Here is a 20,570-nt window from a genome sequence, read left to right on the forward strand (position 1 = left end):
CAATATTTGAAGCGATAGTAATCAAAGGATGAATGCAAAACAATATATTTTGAAAATTAATTTCGCAATGCGATACTTTGTTATTGATTTATGTTTGGCTAATTTATTGATTTATTTAAGCTATATTTTCTTATAAAAAATCATTATTTTTAGTGGAAAATTAAAGTTTGATTTTTAAAAAGAGCTGTGTATATTAAAAATATATATCGCTATGCGAAATTTTAAATGGATAAATTTTCCAATAGGAAATGAATCACAAAATATAGTGGGATGAAGATGGGTGCTTTAAATGGAATTCGGGTGCTTGACTTAAGTCGGGTATTGGCTGGACCTTGGTGTGGGCAGATTCTTGTCGATTTAGGCGCAGAAGTCATCAAGATTGAACGACCGAAAGTCGGTGACGATACCCGTTCTTGGGGGCCGCCTTGGATGAAAGATGACTCAGGCCAAGACACTCAAGAAGCCGCTTATTATCAGTCGACCAACCGCAATAAACTATCGGTTGCCATCGACATTGCGAGTCCTGATGGTCAAGAATTGATTAAAGCCCTCATTCAAGACACCGATGTCGTGATTGAAAACTACAAAGCGGGGTCTCTAAAAAAGTACGGTTTGGACTATGAGTCTTTATCTGCGATTAACCCTAAACTGGTGTATTGCTCGATAACAGGTTTTGGTCAAAATGGTCCAAGAGCAGAAGAGCCCGGTTATGACTTTATTATTCAGGGCATGGGCGGTCTTATGTCAGTCACGGGTGAGCGAGATGATTTGCCGGGTGGCGGTCCACAAAAAGTAGGGGTCGCATTTTCTGATTTAGCCACGGGACTTTATTCTACGATTGCCATACAGGCTGCTTTACTCAACCGCCATGTGACAGGTTTAGGCCAATACATTGATATGGCTTTGCTTGATGTTCAAATTGCCACAATGGCAAATCAGGGAATGAACTATCTTTCATCGGGTAATATCCCTAAACGTTATGGCAATGCACACGCCAATATTGTGCCTTATCAAGTGTTCAAAGCTTCTGACCGTGATTTTATTATTGCATGTGGAAATGACACTCAGTTTATTCAGCTCTGTCGAAGTATTGGGTTACCCGATTTACCAAATGATGCACGTTTTGCCAGAAATGCAGACCGCATTAAGCATCGTGATGAAATTATCGGGATTCTACAAACTCACTTTTTAACAAAAACAGCAGATGAATGGGTAGATGCAATCTATGCGGCTAAAGTTCCCGTAGGTGTAATCAATAACTTGGAACAAGCTTTTCAAGAGCCGCAAGTAATTGCCCGAGAAATGTTAGTCGAGATGAACCATCCTCAACGTGAGAAATTGAAGGTAATTGGCTCGCCAATCAAACTTTCTAGAACGCCTGTTGAATACAAAACAGCTCCTCCATTGTTGGGTGAACATACGCAGGCAGTTTTGGGAAGAGTGGTTTCTTCAGAAAAACTGGCTGAGCTCAAAGAAAAAGGTGTAATTGGGTAGGTGGCTTAAAAGCGGAAGATTAAAATTATATTTAAAATCAGAAAATAAAATATTTAATCTTTCGCTTTAATGAGTTAAATGAAGTTATCTTTTAGATGCAGACTTGGATGTTTGCTCTTTTGCTATTTATAGAAAAAATAGATTATAATTTTCGCAGTGCGAAACAAAATATGGATTGGTATGACAATGAACGATGCAGTCGATGCAGAACAGACAGAAAAATTATTAGCGCCTTTAAGGTATGAATTATTACATCCGATTGAAGACATGCAGGATGAAAATGATCGCCAATTTATTACTGCATTAGCACGTGGTTTAGAGCTATTACGTTGTTTTACACCGAAGCATCAGCATTTGGGCAACCAAGAGCTTGCTCAAATGACAGGTTTGCCAAAACCAACCATTACTCGCCTCACACATACCTTGTCGCGTTTGGGTTATATCAAACAAGTACCTAACTCAAGTAAATTCCAGCTTTCAGTTGGTGTTCTTGCATTTGGTTATTCCATGTTGTCTAACGTATCGATTCGCTCTATTGCTCATCCATATATGAAAAATTTGGCAGACTATGCTGGCGCTGCTGTAGCCATGGCAACACGCGATCGATTGAACATGATTTATCTTGATGTGGTACAAGGCAAAGGCAATATGACCATGCGCCGTCAAGTTGGAACTTATTTACCGATTCATTTAAGTTCTATGGGGCGTGCATGTTTAGCTGCAATGCCTGAAGACGAAAGAGAATTTTTACTTGATGCCATCCGTAGCAAACACAAAGAAGACTGGATCAAAATTAATCGTGATCTAGACAAAGCTTTCAAAGATTACCAAGATTTTGGATACTGTTTTTCAATCGGTGAATGGCATAAAGATGTCAATTCGGTTGCAGTTCCACTGATTCATGAACAACATGGTTTGCTGGTGTTCAACTGTGGTGGTCCAAGTTTTATTATGAACCGTGAAAAACTTGAAGAAGATATTGCACCGCGTCTTTTACACATGGTGAATAATATTCGTACCGAGATTAGCTAAACGTATTTGATTTATTTATAAAAGCCAGCTTTGATGTTCAATGCTGGCTTTTTAGTGGGTGCATTTAGGCTGTTTGCTTGTGAAAGTTCGGTTTTCTTTTTTCTTTGAAAGCATTTAATGCTTCTTTAAACTCGGAACCCTGTAAACAGTGTGAGAAAATAGTCGACTCATGATCAATACGATTGAGTAGATCATCGATTGGCATATCTCTTAGTAACTTTTTACTCAGTTGTAAGGCTTGGCTTGGTTTCTGGGCTAATTTGATTGCCACATCTTCAACTACCTGATCCAACTCAGCGGCTTCAAATATTTCATTTACCAGACCATAATTTTTTGCTTGGTCTGCCGAAAACTTTTCACCGAGTAAAATAATTTCCGAAGCTCGAGCAAAGCCCAATAGTCTTGGCAAGATGTAACTTGAACCCGCTTCAGGTACAAGTCCCAAATTCACAAAGGGGAATTGGAAAATAGAGTTTTGGCTTGCATACACAAGGTCGCAATGTAGAAGCATGGTGCTACCAATACCAATTGCTACACCATTTACTTTAGCAATAATCGGTTTTGGAAACGTTGCTAAGCTTTTTAAGAAAACAATCGAAGCGGGTGGTTCTGAACTGGTGGTATCGCGTTTTTCAAATGCATTGACATCATTGCCGCTGGTAAATGCGGAGTTTTCACCAGTCAGCACAACGACATGAATATCTTGATTAGTTGCAGCTTGATCTAATGCCTGACTTAGGGCTGCATACATTTCATAATTAATCGCATTCTTTTTAGTGTGATTACTCATGGTGAGCGTTAGTATATTTCTATCAAAAGATTCATGAATTGTGCCTGTTTTAAGCTGGTTTTGAGTTTTGTTGTCCTGCTGCATGATTCATTCCTTTAAATAACTTTCTGTCTAAAAATTAAACTTATTAAAATAATGCTATCGAAAAATAATTCCGTTATCAATTATTTTGTTTTATATTGTGGTATATAATTTTGTATTGTGAAATTTTTAACTTGAATTACTTTAAATGCTGATAGGATTTATGCGTAAATAAGCATCTAGCTCTGCTAAGGAAATAAGAGGCTAGCTATAGAACAGTGAGTGGAAAGAATATGAAGACCAAAATTACAGAATTATTTGAAATTGAGCATCCAATTATTCAAGGCGGTATGCATTATGTTGGTTTTGCAGAGCTTGCGGCTGCGGTTTCAAACGCGGGTGGGTTAGGTATTATCACTGGCCTGACTCAGCGTACGCCTGAAAATCTGGCAAAAGAAATTGCACGTTGCCGAGAAATGACCGACAAGCCTTTTGGGGTAAATTTAACCTTTTTGCCTACGGTAAATACTCCTGATTATCCGGGTTTTGTAGAAGCAATCATTAAAGGCGGAGTAAAGGTTGTAGAAACAGCGGGGCGTAATCCTGAACAAGTCATGCCATATTTAAAGGCTGCTGGTATTAAAGTAATTCATAAATGTACTTCGGTTCGACATAGCTTAAAAGCTCAGCAAATTGGGTGCGATGCGGTTTCTGTAGATGGATTTGAGTGTGGTGGTCACCCCGGTGAGGATGATGTGCCCAATATGATTTTATTGCCTTTAGCTGCTGATGCATTAGAAATTCCGTTTGTTGCCTCAGGTGGGATGGCAGATGGACGCTCACTGGCTGCTGCATTAGCGATGGGAGCCGATGGAATTAACATGGGAACGCGTTTTATTGCGACTCAGGAAGCTCCCGTACATGCAAATGTGAAGCAGGCGATTCTGAATGCAACCGAAAGAGATACACGTTTAATTATGCGTGCTTTACGAAATACTGAACGTGTCATGAATAATGCTGCTGTAGAAAAAATCGTGGCAAAAGAAAAAGCACTCGGCGATAACATTAAGTTTGAAGATATTATTGAAGAAGTTGCAGGGGTTTATCCAAAAGTCATGATTGATGGCGATGTAAATGCAGGTGCATGGTCATGTGGGTTAGTGGCAAGCTTAATCCATGATATTCCGACATGCGATGAACTGGTTAGCCGGATTGTCAAAGAGGCAGAAGATATTATTCGTGGTCGGTTATTAGGGGTTCTATAACGAACTATTGCCTACTTTATATAAGATCAGCACAAGTTTTAATTGTGCTGATTTTTTGCATCACTCACACAATAATAAAGACATAAAACGGCAAAAATTAAGCCTAAAATACAGACGCCCGTCCATCCGAAGTGTTTCCAAGCATAACTTCCTGCCGTTGTGCCTAAAGCGCCTCCAGCAAAGTAACCTGTCATATAAATCGCGTTAAACCGCGAACGTAATTCTTGATTAAGTTTAAATACAATACTTTGATTGGTGACATGTACAGCAGAAAGAGAAGCGTAGAGAATGAGTAAGGCAATAATATAAAAGGCGAAATGGTAGGGTAAAAGTAAAAACAGAACCCAACTTAAAATAAGGCCAACGCCGCAATAAATTGAAATTTTATGAATATAGCCTTGGTCAATAAATTTGCCTGAAAAATTGGCAACAAATGTTCCTAACACGCCAACAAAACCGAAAAGACCAATGGTAAAGTCGCTAAAAAAATAAGGTGCTGGAGCCAGAAGCAATGACATGGTGGTAAAAGTTAAACTTACACAAGCAAATGTAAAACCACCAATATAAGTTCTGGTTCTTAACCGTCGATTTTGAATAAAAATCTGTGGAAGAGAGCGAATTGTTTTTACATAGTTTTCAGATTTAGTCGGTAGAAATAACCCGATATTACGATGCAAAATAAAGGCAATAACAAGTAATAGAAAACCACTGACGAGATAAATAATATTCCAAGCGAAAAGCGTAGACATCAGCCCTGAAAGGGAACGGGCGAGTAAAACCCCCATCATCAGTCCGCTCAGTAAAAAGCCAACCACACGGCCGCTTTGTTGAATCGGAACCAGACTTGCAGCAAGCGGTAACAACAGTTGGGCTGAACTGGAAAATAGACCAGTAATGACGGTGCCAAGCAGTAAAAGATAAATATTGTGCGAAAACCCGCTAATAATTAATCCACTTGAAGCCAATAACATAAAGATAAATAGCAGCTTGCGCTTTTCTATTATGTCTCCCAACGGCATTAAAAAGAGTAAGCCACATGCGTAGGTGATTTGGGCTAGAGTTGGCACCCACGCTGTAGTCGTTTCGGTTAAATCTAGGCTTACACTAATTGAATGAATAAGTGGCTGACTAAAATAATTTCCACCTGTACAAATGCCTGCGGCAATTGCCATTAAAATAATGGTTGGAGTATAGAGTGCGTTTTTCATCATGCCTATAGTCATAATGAAAGTGGACCTTTAATCAACACAACCATGACTGTTTTAAGCACGGTTATTAGTGCGTTTCATTCAAGGCATCTTGAATATTGTGCACCATGTGGATTAAACGTGGTCCAATTTCACCTTCAAGTTTTTCCGGATTTAAATGAAAACTTGGCGCACCACAGTTAAAAACATAAAGACCGTGTTTCGAGCTGACCAAAGGTACAGCCACCGAGTTCACTTCTTTATGCCACTCACCTAAAGACAAACAATATCCATAATCTTGGTAATCACGGAAAGCTCGTTCTAAAGAACGTTTTATGGCTGGCCAGTTTTCTGGATTTTTTTGTTTCAACGCATCAAGTAGAAAATTGCGCTCACGTTCAGGGGTCGCAGCCAAGCATGCTCGTCCCATTGAACTACTATGGATTGGCAAAGTCGAACCAATTGGACGGCGCATATTTAATGCAGTTTCAATTTGCACAACATCGATATACACCATATTTAAGCGGTCACGCGTTGCCATCGCCACAGGCGCTTGAACATACTGACTCATCTCTTCCATATATTGATGAGCAATATTACGAATCGAGATGTTAGATAAAGCTGCATATCCTAAAGATAAGACACCAATATCTAGTGTGTATTTGGTCGAGTTAGGCAATTGTTTTAAATAACCTAATGACACAAGGGTATTGGTAATACGTGCAATGGTCGGTTTAGGTAAACCTGTCATTTTTGCTAATTCTTGGTTGCCAAGCACCTGATTATTTGCAGAAAAGCATCTTAAAAGTTCTAAACCGCGTGCTAAAGAAGCAATAAATTGCGGGTTGTTTTCCCGATGTATATGCGAAATAGGATCTAAACGTATCTCATCAAAATTTATTGGTTTTTCAGTTTCCGTGTTTTGAGACATTCGATCCTCAAATATAATTAAAGCAATAGTTTTGCCATTATATTTCGCTCTGCAAAATAAATCCATTCATCACTGCGCTGTTGTGATGAATGGATATCTGGTTCATGGTTATGAAACGTTTTCAATCACCATTGCAAGACCTTGACCTACACCAATACATAGGCTCACCACGGCATATTTCTTTTTACGGCGGATTAACTCGCGAGCTACTGTTAAGCTAAGACGAGCGCCAGATGCACCAAGTGGATGACCAACTGCAATCGCACCACCGTTCGGGTTCACACGCGGGTCATTAAAATCAACATTCAAACCTTTTAAACAAGATAAAACTTGTGAAGCAAAGGCTTCATTAATTTCGATAATGTCCATGTCATCTAAAGTAAGGCCAGCACGCGCAACAGCTTTTTTAATGGCTTCGATCGGACCTGCACCCATAATGCGTGGCTCAATACCCGCAGCTGCTGCTGACAAGATTTTTGCCATTGGTTTTAAGCCATATTTTTGACCTGCTGCTTCTGAACCAATCAAAAGTGCTGCTGCACCATCATTAATACCTGACGCATTACCAGCAGTGACCACACCACTTTCAAATAGAGGCTTTAACTTTGTAAGTGCTTCAACAGTTGAGCTTGGGCGAGGGTGTTCATCTTCTGAAACGAGTTTAGGGGGCAATTTTTTGCCTTGGAAAACCTCAATTGGGGTAATTTCATCGGCAAAGAAACCTTCTTCTTTGGCTTTTTGATATTTGGCTTGTGATTGGGCTGCAAATAAGTCAGCTTGTTCACGGCTAATGCCAAACTCGGCTGCGACGTTATCGCCCGTTTCAGGCATTGAATGACCGCCGTACTGAGCAATAATTTTTTTATTTGGAAAACGAGATCCAATGGTGGTGTCATAAATTTTTGCATCACGGCTATAAGCACTTTCGGCTTTACCCATCACAAAAGGTGCGCGAGACATACTTTCTACACCACCTGCGATATAGAGTTCGCCTTCACCACAAGTAATGGCACGTGCTGAGTCAATCACAGCACCTAAACCACTAGCACATAGGCGGTTTACCGTCTGGCCCGGTACAGTAACAGGTAAACCTGCAAGTAATAGCGCATTTCGTGCCACATTACGGCTATCTTCACCCGCTTGGTTGGTGTCGCCTAAAATCACATCTTCAATATCAGCACCCGGAACACCAGTTTTTTCTAGTAGTTTTTGAATGACAGTTGCGGCTAAATCATCAGGGCGAATTGAGGCAAGTTCACCTGCATGACGGCCAAATGGACTACGTAAACCATCATAGATATATGCATTTAACATTGAGAAATTCCTTTTCAAGACTCGTGAGTAAAAGTAAGAGGTAAACGAAGTGCGACACGACGCTGTAACCACGGGCTAGGGCGGTAACGCGGATCATGTGTAAGTGCGGTTATACGGTTTAGAATGAGTAAGATTTTTTCGCTACCGACTTGATCGCCCCATTCGATTGGGCCAAATGGATAGCCTAAGCCAAGACGTACCGCGGCATTAATGTCATCTACAGTGGCAACATTTTGCTGGGCAATATCACAGCCTAAATTAATGACCATGGCTAAAACGCGCTGTGCAACAAAGCCAATACTTTCATTAATCATGCTGACCAGGTTTCCATCTAGATTGAAAATAGAGTGAGCGGCTTGTCGGTATTCAGGTTTGGTAATAAGTGAAGGCATCAAGGTACGGTGCTTTGCAATGCCATAAAGCATGTCTATAGCAACAGCATGTTCAGGGTTAATCCCTAGACGGGTCGCCGCTTGGGTTGTGTCTTCGCCGTAACAAGCGAGCAAACATAAGCTATCTGTTTGTGGTTCCGAATTGGTGTCTAAGGTAATATTTTGCTGAGTTAAATAATCTTCGAGCTGTTTTTTATCGTCTAAAAAATCTGCCGCAATCCAAACTTTTGGATATTGTGCTAAACGCTCTACAAACTTCGCAGGTTGTTCACCTGTTTTTGAACCAGTTTCATAGTTATAAAAACCTTGATTAACTTTACGTCCAAGTTGTTTGGCATCTAGCATTTGTTTGGTGAGCGGGTTTGGTTTGTAGCGGGCTTCTTCATAGTATTGGTGATAAATCGACTCCATGACTGGATGAGAAACATCAAGACCTGTTAAATCGAGTAATTCAAAAGGACCCATTCTAAAACCAACGCCGTCACGTAAAATTCGATCAATTTCACTGATATCACAGACGTTCTCATTTAAAATTTTAAGCGCTTCTGTTCCATAAGCTCTGCCCGCGTGATTAATAATAAATCCAGGGGTGTCCTTCGCAACAACAGGACGATGACCAAATGCACGAGACAGATCGTTTAAAGCATCAATAATAAGTGGATCTGTTTTTAAACCACGAATGACTTCGACCACTTTCATGAGTGGAACTGGGTTAAAAAAATGATAACCCACAACACGCTCAGGCTTTTTACAGTTTGCCGCAATGGCTGTAATAGAAAGAGAAGAGGTGTTTGAGGCTAAAATAGTATTATCCGAAACAATATCTTCAAGTTGTTGCATCAAGCTTTGTTTGATATCAAGACGTTCAACAATTGCTTCTACAATCAGGTCGCAATTTTTTAAATCTTCAATTTGATGAGCAACAATTAAATGGTTGTTTGCCACTACTGCTTGCTCAGATGTAATCTTATTTTTATCGACTAATTTTTGAAATGTAGCAGCCAGTTTTTCTTTAGCCTGTTCTGCGGCGCCTTCTTTGGCATCATATAAATAAGTGGTATGACCTGACTGCGCAGCAATTTGAGCAATACCACTGCCCATGACACCTACACCAATCACAGCCATGCTTTTAATATCATAAGTCATGTCGATCATCCTGATGATTAATCTATATTTGAAATTAAACGGAAAAATAGGGTTGGGTGATTTAGCTTAAGCATTGTTTATCACCATCAATGGGTAAGATTTGTCCTGAAATTGAGCTACCACTGTCTGATGCTAAAAATAGGCATAAATCTGCAATATGCTTTGGATTGACAAAATACTTGAGCGACTGATTTTTCAGTGCATTTTGAGTCACTTCTTCAAGTGAGGTATGCGCTACATCGGCACGGGCCTGTAATACACGTTGAACTCGATCACCATCGACTGCACCCGGAAGAATAGCGTTAACTCGAATATTATCTGCACCGAGTTCCATAGAAAGCGTTTTGGTAAAACCGATCAGACCCCATTTTGAAGTAGAGTAAGCTAATCGGTATGGATAGCCTAAGCGTCCGGCAATAGATGACATATTAATGATCACGCCTGCTTCTGCTTGCTTTAAATAGGGAATGGCTAACTGAGTAATTAAAAAAGTGCTATTCAGGTTTAAATTTATAACTGTATTCCAATCTTCAAAACTTAGTTCATCTGCGGCAATGGTTGGGCCTGAAATGCCTGTGTTATTGACTAAAATATCAATACCGCCAAGTTTCTGAACTGCATGACTAAACATGAGTTTAATTTGCTCATGATCAGCCAAATCACACGTATATATATGTAGCTTTGGATAATCTTGTTGAAATTGTTCTAGGCTTTTAGCATTAATATCGCAAACAAAAACTTCATCCTGATTGTTTAAAAAGATTTCAGCAATGCATCGTCCAATCCCTGAACCGCCTGCACTAATCAATACTTTTCTGGTCATTTTCATTCCTTTGTTATTATGGTTTTAAATTATTTACCTTGATAAGACGGCTTACGCTTTTCGATAAAAGCTTGAACGCCTTCATTTTTATCTTCGGTAGAAAACAGTAACTGGAATGCTTTTCGTTCTAGCGTTAAGCCTGCATTTAATGGAACGTCTTCGCTCATTAGTGCAACTTCTTTAATTTGTTGCAGGGCAATAGGAGGCATTTTTGCGAGGCTTTGCGCCATTTGAATCGCAGTTGGAATGGTTTGGTCATCTTCTGTGACTTGTGAAACAAGACCGATGATATAAGCTTCTTCGGCTTTTACCATGGCACCCGTCATAATCATGCGCATGGCATGGAATTTACCCACAGCACGAAATAAACGTTGTGTACCACCAGCACCCGGCATTAAACCGACTTTAATTTCTGGTTGGCCAAAGGTTGCGCCTTTACCTGCAATAATAATGTCAGCATGCATTGCAAGTTCACAGCCACCACCTAATGCATACCCATTTACAGCAGCAATCACGGGTTTAGGACACTGAGCAATCGCATTCCAATAACGTTCGGTATGGCGCAATAACATTTCTGTTGAAGTTGCGGTTGCCATTTCTTTTAGATCTGCACCTGCGGCAAAGACCTCTTCACCACCTGTGAGCACAACCGCATTGATCTCATCGTTAAAACTTAATTCGGTAAAAGCTTGTGCTAGTTGTTTGCGAACCTCTGTATTCAATGCATTTTTTGCTTCAGGTCGGTTTATTTTTACAATCGCTATTTTTTGAATAGAAAAGTCGACTTCTACGAAATTATTCCCTATTGATACACTCATTTTTGAATTCCTTGTTTCGCACATCAAAACTATATTCCTTTTATGATGCTTATTTTGGAATTTATTTCAAGTCTTATTTAGTCCATTAGAGCAATTATGATTTATTAAATAAGCTAAGTGTTTGATATTTTGTAATGGTGTATTTTTAAATTTCGTTTAACGAAATTAATTTTCAAAAAAGCTTGAAATTTGTATTTTCGTTCTCGAACTATGAAACACATCCGCAGTAAACAAGATTTAAAACATGGTATCCAGACAAGCTGGAGATGGCTGATGGGTGCGATGGAAATACATAAAAAGGGAGATCACAGATGATCCGTGATGAAGGGATGTTGGAGCAGTTACTTTCAACAATTCGAGATTTTGTAAAAAATGAATTGATCCCTCGTGAAAACGAAGTGGTAGAGAAAGACAAAATTCCAGATGACATTGTGCAGCAAATGCGTGAGCTAGGTTTGTTCGGGCTCACAATTCCCGAAGAATATGGTGGTCTAGGCATCACCATGGAAGAAGAGGTTAGAGTTGCATTTGAACTTGGACAAACTTCACCGGCTTTTCGTTCTTTAATTGGTACCAATAACGGGATTGGCTCAAGTGCAATTTTGATTGATGGTACAGAAGAGCAAAAGCAGAAATATTTACCGCGTTATGCAAGTGGCGAAATTATTGGTTCATTTTGTTTAACCGAGCCTGAATCTGGTTCTGATGCTGCCTCTTTAAAAACCAGTGCAGTAAAAGATGGTGATTTTTATGTGTTAAACGGTACCAAACGTTTTATTACCAATGCACCCCATGCTGCAACTTTCACTGTAATGGCTCGAACGAATCCTGAAATTAAAGGGTCGGGTGGCATTTCAGCTTTTTTAGTCGAAGCGAATACACCAGGCATTACGTTGGGCAAAATTGACCAAAAAATGGGGCAAAAGGGCTCGCATACTTGTGATGTGATTTTTGAAAATTGCCGTGTGCCTGCTTCTGCATTGATTGGGGGCGTAGAAGGTGTTGGTTTTAAAACGGCCATGAAAGTGCTTGATAAAGGGCGTTTGCATATTGGTGCCTATAGCGTGGGTGTTGCCGAACGTATGTTAAACGACGCATTGCACTATGCGATTGAGCGTAAGCAGTTTGGTCAACCTATTGCAAACTTCCAGTTGATTCAAGCCATGCTTGCTGACTCAAAAGCCGAGATTTATGCAGCTAAATGTATGGTCCTAGATGCGGCTCGCCGCCGTGACAATGGCGAAAATATTAGTACAGAAGCATCATGCGCAAAAATGTTTGCAACTGAAATGTGCGGACGCGTTGCTGACCGCTGCGTACAGATTCACGGTGGTGCAGGCTATATCAGTGAATATGCCATCGAGCGTTTTTATCGCGATGTGCGCTTGTTCCGTTTATATGAAGGAACCACGCAAGTTCAACAAATTATTATTGCCAAAAACATGATTAGGGAAGCTACAGCCTAATAAAAAATCAAATGCCATGAGGCATTGGATGCCTCATGTTCCTTCTGAGGATATGGACATGACAACAGAAACAGTTACCCAAAATACGGCTAGCAGTGAAGCTATCCAGACACCAAAAAAGATTTGGATTACCGCATTTATATTCGCTTTTTTAACATTGTTGTGTGATGGGGCAGACTTAGGTTTTTTGGCATTGAGCCTGACCAGTCTTAAAACAGAATTTCATTTAACCGGTGTACAAGCCGGAACGTTAGGCAGTTTAACGCTTTTTGGATCGGCTGTGGGTGGTCTGATTGGTGGCTGGGCGTGTGACCGTTTTGGGCGAGTTCGCATTATTGTGTTCTTTATTGCTTATTCTTCAGTTTTAACCAGTGCGCTGGGTTTTACTGATTCTTATATGCAATTTGCAGTTTTAAGAACATTTGGAGCGATGGGCTTAGGCGCACTTTATATTGCCTGTAATATCTTAATGTCTGAGATGGTACCAACCAAACATCGCTCGACTGTTTTGGCTACTCTCATGACTGGTTATACACTGGGTTCTTTGCTCGCGACCTTATTAGCTGGACATATTATTCCTGAACATGGCTGGCGTTTCCTTTACTGGATTGCAATTGCGCCTGTGGTGTTGTCAGTTTTGATGCACTTTTGTGTACCTGAACCTGAGTCATGGAAAAAAGCCCGTCAACTAAAAGCGCTAGAAGTCGCTCAAAGTAACCAACCTAAAAAACGCCAAAATCCATATCTTGAGATTTTAAGAGATAAGAAACATGGCACCATGTTTGTTCTTTGGATTATCAGTACGGGTGCATTGCAGTTTGGTTATTACGGCGTAAGTAATTGGTTACCAGCTTATTTAGAGTCTGATCTGGGCATCAAGTTTAAAGAAATGGCCATGTATATGGTCGGTACTTTCCTGATTATGATGTTTGCCAAAGTGATTGCAGGGATCGTTGCCGACAAATTAGGGCGCCGCGCTGTATTCGCTTTCGGAACCATTGGCACAGCTTTATTTATTCCGGTCATTGTCTATTTAAATACGCCTACGAATATTTTGTGGATGATGCTGTTCTTCGGTTTCCTTTACGGTATTCCATACGCAATTAATGCCACCTATATGACAGAAAGTTTCCCGACTTCTATTCGAGGCTCGGCAGTGGGTGGTGCTTATAATATTGGCAAAGTACTTTCTATTTTCTCTCCATTAACAATTGGTTTTCTATCGCAAAACGGTTCTATTGGCTTAGGGCTCTTGGTGATGGCTGCGGCTTATTTTATCTGCGGTGTAATCCCATTGTTATTTATTAAAGACCGACTGTTTAACCCGCAAAAGGCAGAGTGACAGATCAATCTGTCACCTTAAATTAACGATGAAAAGGGACAAGTGAGATGATAAATAAAATCACCAGTGACATTGAACCAATTTTAAAAGCTATTCCTGATGGGGCAACCATCATGACAGGCGGGTTTGGTGTGACTGGGCAACCTGCTGAATTAATTGAAGCCTTAATCGATTTAGGAAAAAAAGAACTCACCATTGTAAATAACAATGCGGCTTCTGGTGATCGTGGCCTAACCAAGCTCATTATTGCTGGCTGTGTTAAAAAAATGATTTGTTCATTTCCGAAATCTGCTGGATCAACCGTTTTTCAAGACTTATATAGAGCGGGAAAAATTGAGTTAGAACTGGTTCCACAAGGTAATTTGGCTTGTCGTATTCAGGCCGCAGGTGCTGGTCTCGGTGCTATTTTTACGCCGACTGGTTATGGCACCAAAGTTGCCGAGGGTAAAGAGACCCGAACCATTAACGGTAAAAACTATGTGCTTGAGTATCCACTTGAAGCTGATTTTGCACTGATTTATGCCGATAAAGCCGACCGCTGGGGCAATTTAACTTACCGTAAAGCAGCTCGTAATTTTGGGCCAATCATGGCAAAAGCCGCTAAGACCACGATTGTTCAAGTGAATGACACAGTTGAGCTAGGAACGCTTGACCCAGAGTGCATTATTACACCGGGAATTTTTGTTCAGCACGTTGTAAAAGTAGGAGATATCTAATGTCAGTTCAAAAACGTTCTCGTGAAGATATTGCCAAGCTCATTGCCAATGACATTCCTGAAGGTTCTTATGTCAATTTAGGGATTGGCTTACCAACCAACGTTGCTAAATTTTTGCCTAAAGACAAAGAAATCTTTCTACATTCGGAAAATGGGGTTTTAGCTTTTGGTCCACCACCACAACCTGGTGAAGAAGACCAAGATTTGGTTAATGCCGGAAAAGAACTTGTCACTTTGTTAGATGGTGGATGCTTTATGCATCATGGCGACTCGTTTGACATTATGCGTGGTGGCCATCTGGACATTTGTGTGATTGGTGCATTCCAAGTTGCGGTAAATGGAGACTTGGCAAACTGGCATACCGGTAAAGCGGATGATGTACCAGCAGTCGGCGGTGCTATGGACTTGGCGGTCGGCGCAAAAACGATTTATGTCTATATGGAACATGTCACTAAAAAAGGTGAGTCCAAAATTGTAAAAGAGCTGAGCTATCCAATGACGGGTGAGCAGTGTGTAGATCGTATTTATACCGGTTTATGCATTATTGAACTCAAAGACCAAAAAGCTTATGTCACAGAAATGGTGGAAGGCTTAACTTTTGATGAGCTACAGGCAGTCACAGACTGTGAACTAATCGATGCACGTGTAGCCTAAATACACACGGAAAAACGCTTCTTTAAGGATTAAAAGATGAAAAAATTAATATTAGCTGCAGCTTGCGCTGCGGCTTCAGGGACTATTTTTGCAAATTCTTCAGATACGACAGAACAAAGAATTAATTTGCTAGAAACTGAGCTGCAAAAATTAAAAGCAGAACTTGCTGCTCAGAAACAAACCCAAAATAATTTACAGGTCAAACAGGTAAAAATTGAAGAAAATATTGAAAGAACTAAGGCCACTGTAACAGAGAAGCCTGTTGCTCCTTCGTGGGTCACTTGGACAGATAATGTGAAGGTTTACGGTATCGCTCGTATTGATGCAGCGGTTGATTTTAAATCATCACCAGACTCGGGCGGTAGAACGACCAGTAGTCTGTACCGAACACCTTTTGAAAGTGAAAAACGTTCAAACCATGCACGTTCCGATGTCATGATTAATGCAAGCCGATTGGGCGTTTATTTTAATAGCCCAAATAAAGCTGTGACGGGAAATATTGAAGCTGATTTCTTTGATAGCTCTAACATGGGCACAGGAGATGGTAAATTCCGTATTCGTCATGCATTTTTCACTTATAAGGATTGGACCTTTGGTCAAACATGGTCACTCATGTCCAACATGGAGACACGTACAGAATCTGTGGATTACACGCAATTTGTAGGAACTTCCTATACGCGTACTCCTCAAATCCGGTATGACTGGAAAATCGATGCCAATAATGATTTAAAAGTAGCCTTGGAATATACAGGTTCGAGAGTCTCGGCATTTCCGACTTTAACGGGTCGCTATACTTATAAACAAGGTCCTTTAACGGCACTTGCTCAAGGCTTTATTAATGAAAAGTCTACAGATGTGGCAACTGCCACGGTGAAGAAAGTAAGCTGGGGGGCAGGAGGCAGCTTAAAATATCAACTCACGCCACAACAATCGGTACAAGCAAATTATCAATATATTGTCGGTGATCAAAAATTTATGCCGTACACCACCCAAAGTGGGTTGGCAAATTCAGCAAGTTTAAATGCCGCGGGTGATTTTTCTTTAAACGAAGACAAAACAGATTTGGTTATGAATAAGTTGAATAGCATCAATATTGGTTATTCATATAAATTTAATGAGCAATGGCGTGCAAACTTATCGGCTTCAATGTTTGATTATGATGATGACACGGCTTATGCCAAACTTAACCCAGATGCCAACAAACGCCTAACTGACTATGCAGCTAACGTTTTCTATTCACCAATTGAGCAAATGGATATTGGTATGGAATATCATCAAGGCAAACGAGAAGTATTTGATGGCAGAACCGCTGATGTATCACGTGTAAACTTTGTATCGATGTATAAATTCTAAAATGGGACGTAGTTAAAAATGGAAAAAATAGTTGAGCCCAATGCAGAAAATATACTGTCAAAAAGCTTTATTTTTATCATGGCAATCACATGTGGCATTTGTGCGGGTTCAAACTATTATAACCAGCCCTTAATCTATTCCATTGCAGAAGCATTAAAAGTCAATGCCGATCAAGTCGCCTTAACTATTGTGATTAGCCAACTGTCATATGCAGTTGGCCTTTTTATATTGGTTCCCTTAGGCGACTTTTTTGAAAAGCGCAGTTATATTTGCTTGCTCATGTGTTGTACGGGGCTTGCACAAGTAGGGTTATCTTTAAGTCAAACCTTGCCAGCTTTATATGGCTTTACCTTTTTAGCTACATTCTTTTCGATTGCGACTCAAGTTTTGGTTCCTTTCGCCGCAGGTTTAGCCAGCCCGAAAAAAAGCCCTCAAGTTGTAGGCACTCTCATGAGTGGTTTGTTCTTAGGAATATTATTAGCACGTTCCATTGCAGGCTTACTTTCTACAGTTTGGTCTTGGCATGCGGTTTATTTAATTAGCGGAATCGTCATTTTGGTGTTTGCTTGGGTGATGTGGGTGAAGTTGCCAGTTGCACGTAAGTCTCACCAACTCAATATTCTACAGATTTATGGTTCACTATTTTCATTAGCTGTTCACCAGCCGCATTTATTACGCCGTGGTTTTGCTGGTGGAATTGGCTTTGGAATTTTGGCTCTGATTTTCACCACTATGACTTTTATTTTGGCGAATGAGCCTTATCACTTTAACGATTTCCAGATTGGTTTATTTGGGATTGTTGGATTGGCAGGTGTATTTGCGACTCCTTGGGCAGGTAAGAAAATTGCAGCGGGTCTTGAAAATAAAATTGCAGTGATTTGCATGGGGTTATTAATAAGTGCATGGATACCACTATTTTTTGCGCAGCAGTCTTTGGTGGCCTATGCTGTTGGTGTGATCATGGCGTACTTTGGTTTGTCGGCATTTCATGTTTTGAACCAAAATCTGGTCTACCGAATCTCGGCCGAGGCGCGTTCCCGTATTAATTCAATTTATATGACTTTATATTTTGGTGGAGCCGCCTTAGGTTCTTTTATTGCGGTGTATGCATGGAAACACTGGGGATGGGAAGCATGTGCTGCTTTAGGTTTGGCGATGGCAATGGTGAGTTTTATGATTGATCGCTTAGATTTTTATGAAATGGGTAAGATCACAAAGCAAGAAAAAGCTCCATAAACAGGAGCTTCAATATTTTATTATTTGCGAATAATCATTAAGGTTGCCGAGGCAAAAGCATACACTTTGCCGTTTTCATCTACGATTTTTCCTTCGGTACTAATAATGTTACGGCCTGCGTTAATCAACTCGGCTGTCGCATAGTACGAAGTATCAACTTGCATAGGACGAATCATTTTTACATTTAAATCAATAGTTCCATAACCAACGCCATGTTCAAGTAGGGTATGAGCTGCGCTGCCTGTCGCAGTATCTAAAGCTGTGGCGCAAAAGCCGCCGTGTACACCGCCTTGTATATTTCTATGTTCTTTGCGAGGAGTAACTTTATAAGTTGCTTTACCTTCGGAAACTTCAACGAGTTCCATTGGTATGGTGTGAGCCATAGGTGATGGAGAAACTTCACCATTTTTTAAAGCGGTTAAAAATTCAAGACCTGTGTATTTCGGGCTTTCCATAAATCGTCCTTGCATGATTAAGCAGTCTAATCACCATACTATAAATTGATTTTTTACGGAATAAAATTTTGCAATACAAAATATAAATTTATTCTGATTAAGCAGTGCTAATTACTTTTTATTCTATATTTGTATTTAAAACATGTGTTTATATTTTATCTCCACTCATGAGTTACGATAATTTTATTAAATTAGTGAAAATATATTTTGCTATAAGAAATTTTTTGATATTTTGGTGAGATTGAAACAATAAAAGTCCATTCAAGGGAAAAACGATATCTGCCCATGACATAGGCAGAGAGGTGAAAGGAAAAAAACTATGCCTTTATACAAAGCTCCATTACGCGATATGCAATTTGTACTGCATGAAATGCTTCAAACAGAACAGAACTATCAAGGTTTAAGCAACTATCAGGAAAGCGTAAATCGAGAATTAATTGATCAATATTTAGAGGCGGCCGCAGATTTTTGTGAAAATGAGTTGGCACCGATTAACCAAAATGGTGATCAGGAAGGGTGCCATTTAAATCAAGGTGTAGTTACAACGCCGAAAGGTTTTAAAGAAGCCTACCAAAAATATGCTGAGCTAGGTTTTACCTCGTTAACGGCCGATCCGGAATATGGTGGGCAAGGCTTACCGACATTGTTGCGGATCGCTATTTCTGAAATGTTATGTGGTTCTAATTGGGCGTGGGCAATGTATCCGGGTTTGTCTCATGGGGCAATGAGAACCATTGAGCACCATGGTACTGAGCAACAAAAACAGCAGTATTTGACTAAACTCATTAGTGGGGCTTGGACCGGAACCATGTGTTTAACCGAATCACATGCAGGCTCAGACCTTGGGTTAATTAGAACGAAAGCAGAACCAAATCCGGACGGTAGCTACTCAATTATGGGTGAAAAGATTTTTATCTCGGCGGGTGAGCATGATCTTTCTGAAAATATTATTCATATTGTTTTAGCCCGTTTGCCTCAGGCACCTGCAGGGACTAAAGGCATTTCTTTATTTATTGTGCCTAAATTTAATGTGAGTGATGACGGTCAGGTGTTGGACCGTAATAAAGTTGTTTGTAGTGCGATTGAACATAAAATGGGGATTCATGGAAATGCCACCTGTGTACTGAATTTTGATGGTGCCAAAGGCTATTTGATTGGTCCTGAAAATCGCGGGCTCAATTGTATGTTTACCTTTATGAATACCGCACGAATTGGAACTGCAGTACAAGGACTCGCTGCTTCTGAAATTTCATTTCAAGGCGCATTAAGTTATGCCAAAGAGCGCCTTGCCATGCGTTCGCTATCTGGTCCTCAATATCCTGAGAAAAATGCCGACCCAATTATTGTGCATCCTGCTGTACGTTCGATGTTAATGACACAAAAAGCTTTTTCTGAAGGTGGCCGTGCACTGGCTTACTTTTTAGCTCAGCATGTGGATATTGTGGAAAGTTCAAATGATCAGCAACAGCAAAAACACTCCGATGAATTACTAGCTTTTTTAACGCCAATTGCCAAAGCTTTTTTAACAGAATCAGGCAATGAGTCTGCAAAGCATGGCGTTCAAGTATTTGGTGGTCATGGCTTTATTGTTGAGCATGGCATGGAGCAAATTGTACGTGATGCGCGTATCGCAACATTGTATGAAGGAACAACCGAGATTCAGTCTCTAGATCTGCTTGCACGTAAAGTTCTCAAGTCGGAAGGCAAACTTTTAAAGAACATGACTGATTTAATTGATCAGTTCATTAGCCAGCACCAATCCAATGAAGTGCTGAAACCTTATCTAGAAAAATTAGCTGAGCTTAAGCAGCAATGGCTGTCACTGACCAAATCGATTGCAGAGAAAGCCAAGCACAACCCTGAAGAAATAGGGGCCGCTTCGGTGGATTATCTTTATTTTTCCAGTTACGTCGTGTTCGCTTATTTATGGGCTCGAATGGCACAAGTTGCCCATGAAAAATTACAATCGGGTACACAAGAGGAAGCTTTTTATAAAGCAAAATTAACTACTGCTAAGTTTTTCTATCAAAAGCTTTTGCATCGTACACAGAGTCATGCTGCTTCTATTGAGTCTGGCGCTGACGCTGTGATGGAGCTCGATCAAGATGCTTTTGCATTTTAATGAATCGTAATATC

At 40.2% G+C, this 20,570-nt stretch carries 18 protein-coding genes; 10 read left to right on the plus strand and 8 right to left on the minus strand.

Annotated elements, in window-relative coordinates; all coding sequences use genetic code 11:
• Positions 1-276: 276 nt before the first annotated feature.
• Both MKL33_RS12430 and MKL33_RS12435 read left to right on the plus strand, forming a co-directional pair.
• Positions 277-1,494, plus strand: a complete 1,218-nt coding sequence (locus MKL33_RS12430; RefSeq protein ID WP_270907051.1) for a CaiB/BaiF CoA transferase family protein — start codon at positions 277-279, stop codon at positions 1,492-1,494.
• A 186-nt stretch (positions 1,495-1,680) separates the two neighbouring features.
• Entirely contained in the window at positions 1,681-2,526 is an 846-nt protein-coding gene (locus tag MKL33_RS12435) for an IclR family transcriptional regulator (protein WP_270907280.1), read from the plus strand.
• Between the two features lie 64 nt (positions 2,527-2,590).
• On the opposite strand, the gene MKL33_RS12440 is transcribed toward MKL33_RS12435, so the two are convergent.
• Positions 2,591-3,400 carry an enoyl-CoA hydratase gene (locus MKL33_RS12440; RefSeq protein ID WP_270907052.1) on the minus strand — a complete coding sequence of 270 codons (810 nt, stop codon included), beginning with the start codon at positions 3,398-3,400 and terminating at the stop codon, positions 2,591-2,593.
• A gap of 230 nt (positions 3,401-3,630) precedes the next feature.
• Here MKL33_RS12440 and MKL33_RS12445 point away from each other — a divergent pair, with 230 nt between their 5' ends.
• Positions 3,631-4,602, plus strand: coding sequence for an NAD(P)H-dependent flavin oxidoreductase (locus tag MKL33_RS12445; protein WP_032070492.1), 972 nt, complete (start codon positions 3,631-3,633; stop codon positions 4,600-4,602).
• Between the two features lie 38 nt (positions 4,603-4,640).
• Here the strand turns inward: MKL33_RS12445 and MKL33_RS12450 are convergent, their stop codons facing one another.
• The 6 genes from MKL33_RS12450 to MKL33_RS12475 all read right to left on the minus strand — a co-directional run bounded on the left by MKL33_RS12450 (position 4,641) and on the right by MKL33_RS12475 (position 11,213).
• Positions 4,641-5,813: an MFS transporter gene (locus MKL33_RS12450; RefSeq protein ID WP_270907053.1), complete on the minus strand. Its 1,173-nt coding sequence runs from the start codon at positions 5,811-5,813 to the stop codon at positions 4,641-4,643.
• 64 nt (positions 5,814-5,877) lie between these two features.
• Positions 5,878-6,720: an IclR family transcriptional regulator gene (locus MKL33_RS12455; RefSeq protein ID WP_000081480.1), complete on the minus strand. Its 843-nt coding sequence runs from the start codon at positions 6,718-6,720 to the stop codon at positions 5,878-5,880.
• A 108-nt stretch (positions 6,721-6,828) separates the two neighbouring features.
• A complete protein-coding gene (locus tag MKL33_RS12460) occupies positions 6,829-8,034 on the minus strand; it encodes a 3-oxoadipyl-CoA thiolase (RefSeq protein ID WP_069036721.1) in 1,206 nt (401 codons plus the stop codon).
• A 14-nt stretch (positions 8,035-8,048) separates the two neighbouring features.
• Positions 8,049-9,572 carry a 3-hydroxyacyl-CoA dehydrogenase gene (locus MKL33_RS12465; protein ID WP_270907054.1) on the minus strand — a complete coding sequence of 508 codons (1,524 nt, stop codon included), beginning with the start codon at positions 9,570-9,572 and terminating at the stop codon, positions 8,049-8,051.
• 61 nt (positions 9,573-9,633) lie between these two features.
• A complete protein-coding gene (locus MKL33_RS12470) occupies positions 9,634-10,395 on the minus strand; it encodes an SDR family oxidoreductase (protein ID WP_270907055.1) in 762 nt (253 codons plus the stop codon).
• Positions 10,396-10,424: 29 nt separating this feature from the next.
• Positions 10,425-11,213 carry an enoyl-CoA hydratase gene (locus MKL33_RS12475; RefSeq protein ID WP_032062713.1) on the minus strand — a complete coding sequence of 263 codons (789 nt, stop codon included), beginning with the start codon at positions 11,211-11,213 and terminating at the stop codon, positions 10,425-10,427.
• Positions 11,214-11,524: 311 nt separating this feature from the next.
• On the opposite strand from MKL33_RS12475, the gene MKL33_RS12480 reads away from it, so the two are divergent.
• From MKL33_RS12480 to MKL33_RS12505, 6 genes are read left to right on the plus strand one after another with little or no spacing between them, the layout of a single operon-like run.
• The gene (locus tag MKL33_RS12480) at positions 11,525-12,679 is read left to right on the plus strand and encodes an acyl-CoA dehydrogenase family protein (protein WP_000617391.1); all 1,155 of its coding nucleotides are present in this window, start codon (positions 11,525-11,527) and stop codon (positions 12,677-12,679) included.
• Positions 12,680-12,737: 58 nt separating this feature from the next.
• Entirely contained in the window at positions 12,738-14,021 is a 1,284-nt protein-coding gene (locus MKL33_RS12485) for an MFS transporter (protein WP_017481548.1), read from the plus strand.
• A 47-nt stretch (positions 14,022-14,068) separates the two neighbouring features.
• Entirely contained in the window at positions 14,069-14,737 is a 669-nt protein-coding gene (locus tag MKL33_RS12490) for a 3-oxoacid CoA-transferase subunit A (RefSeq protein ID WP_000608696.1), read from the plus strand.
• A complete protein-coding gene (locus tag MKL33_RS12495) occupies positions 14,737-15,390 on the plus strand; it encodes a 3-oxoacid CoA-transferase subunit B (RefSeq protein ID WP_270907056.1) in 654 nt (217 codons plus the stop codon). The genes MKL33_RS12490 and MKL33_RS12495 overlap by 1 nt, the downstream gene beginning before the upstream one ends.
• A gap of 36 nt (positions 15,391-15,426) precedes the next feature.
• Positions 15,427-16,743, plus strand: a complete 1,317-nt coding sequence (gene dcaP / locus MKL33_RS12500; protein ID WP_270907057.1) for an outer membrane trimeric porin-like protein DcaP — start codon at positions 15,427-15,429, stop codon at positions 16,741-16,743.
• Between the two features lie 18 nt (positions 16,744-16,761).
• Positions 16,762-17,979 (plus strand): MFS transporter, encoded by a 1,218-nt coding sequence (locus MKL33_RS12505; protein ID WP_270907058.1) that lies wholly within the window; start codon positions 16,762-16,764, stop codon positions 17,977-17,979.
• Between the two features lie 20 nt (positions 17,980-17,999).
• On the opposite strand, the gene MKL33_RS12510 is transcribed toward MKL33_RS12505, so the two are convergent.
• On the minus strand, positions 18,000-18,449 hold the full coding sequence (locus MKL33_RS12510) for a PaaI family thioesterase (protein WP_079284144.1): 450 nt from the start codon (positions 18,447-18,449) through the stop codon (positions 18,000-18,002).
• 304 nt (positions 18,450-18,753) lie between these two features.
• On the opposite strand from MKL33_RS12510, the gene MKL33_RS12515 reads away from it, so the two are divergent.
• A complete protein-coding gene (locus MKL33_RS12515; protein WP_270907059.1) occupies positions 18,754-20,556 on the plus strand; it encodes an acyl-CoA dehydrogenase C-terminal domain-containing protein in 1,803 nt (600 codons plus the stop codon).
• Positions 20,557-20,570 lie beyond the last annotated feature (14 nt).

This window comes from Acinetobacter sp. AOR43_HL (genome assembly GCF_027854635.1).
Taxonomy (GTDB): Bacteria; Pseudomonadota; Gammaproteobacteria; order Pseudomonadales; family Moraxellaceae; genus Acinetobacter; species Acinetobacter pittii.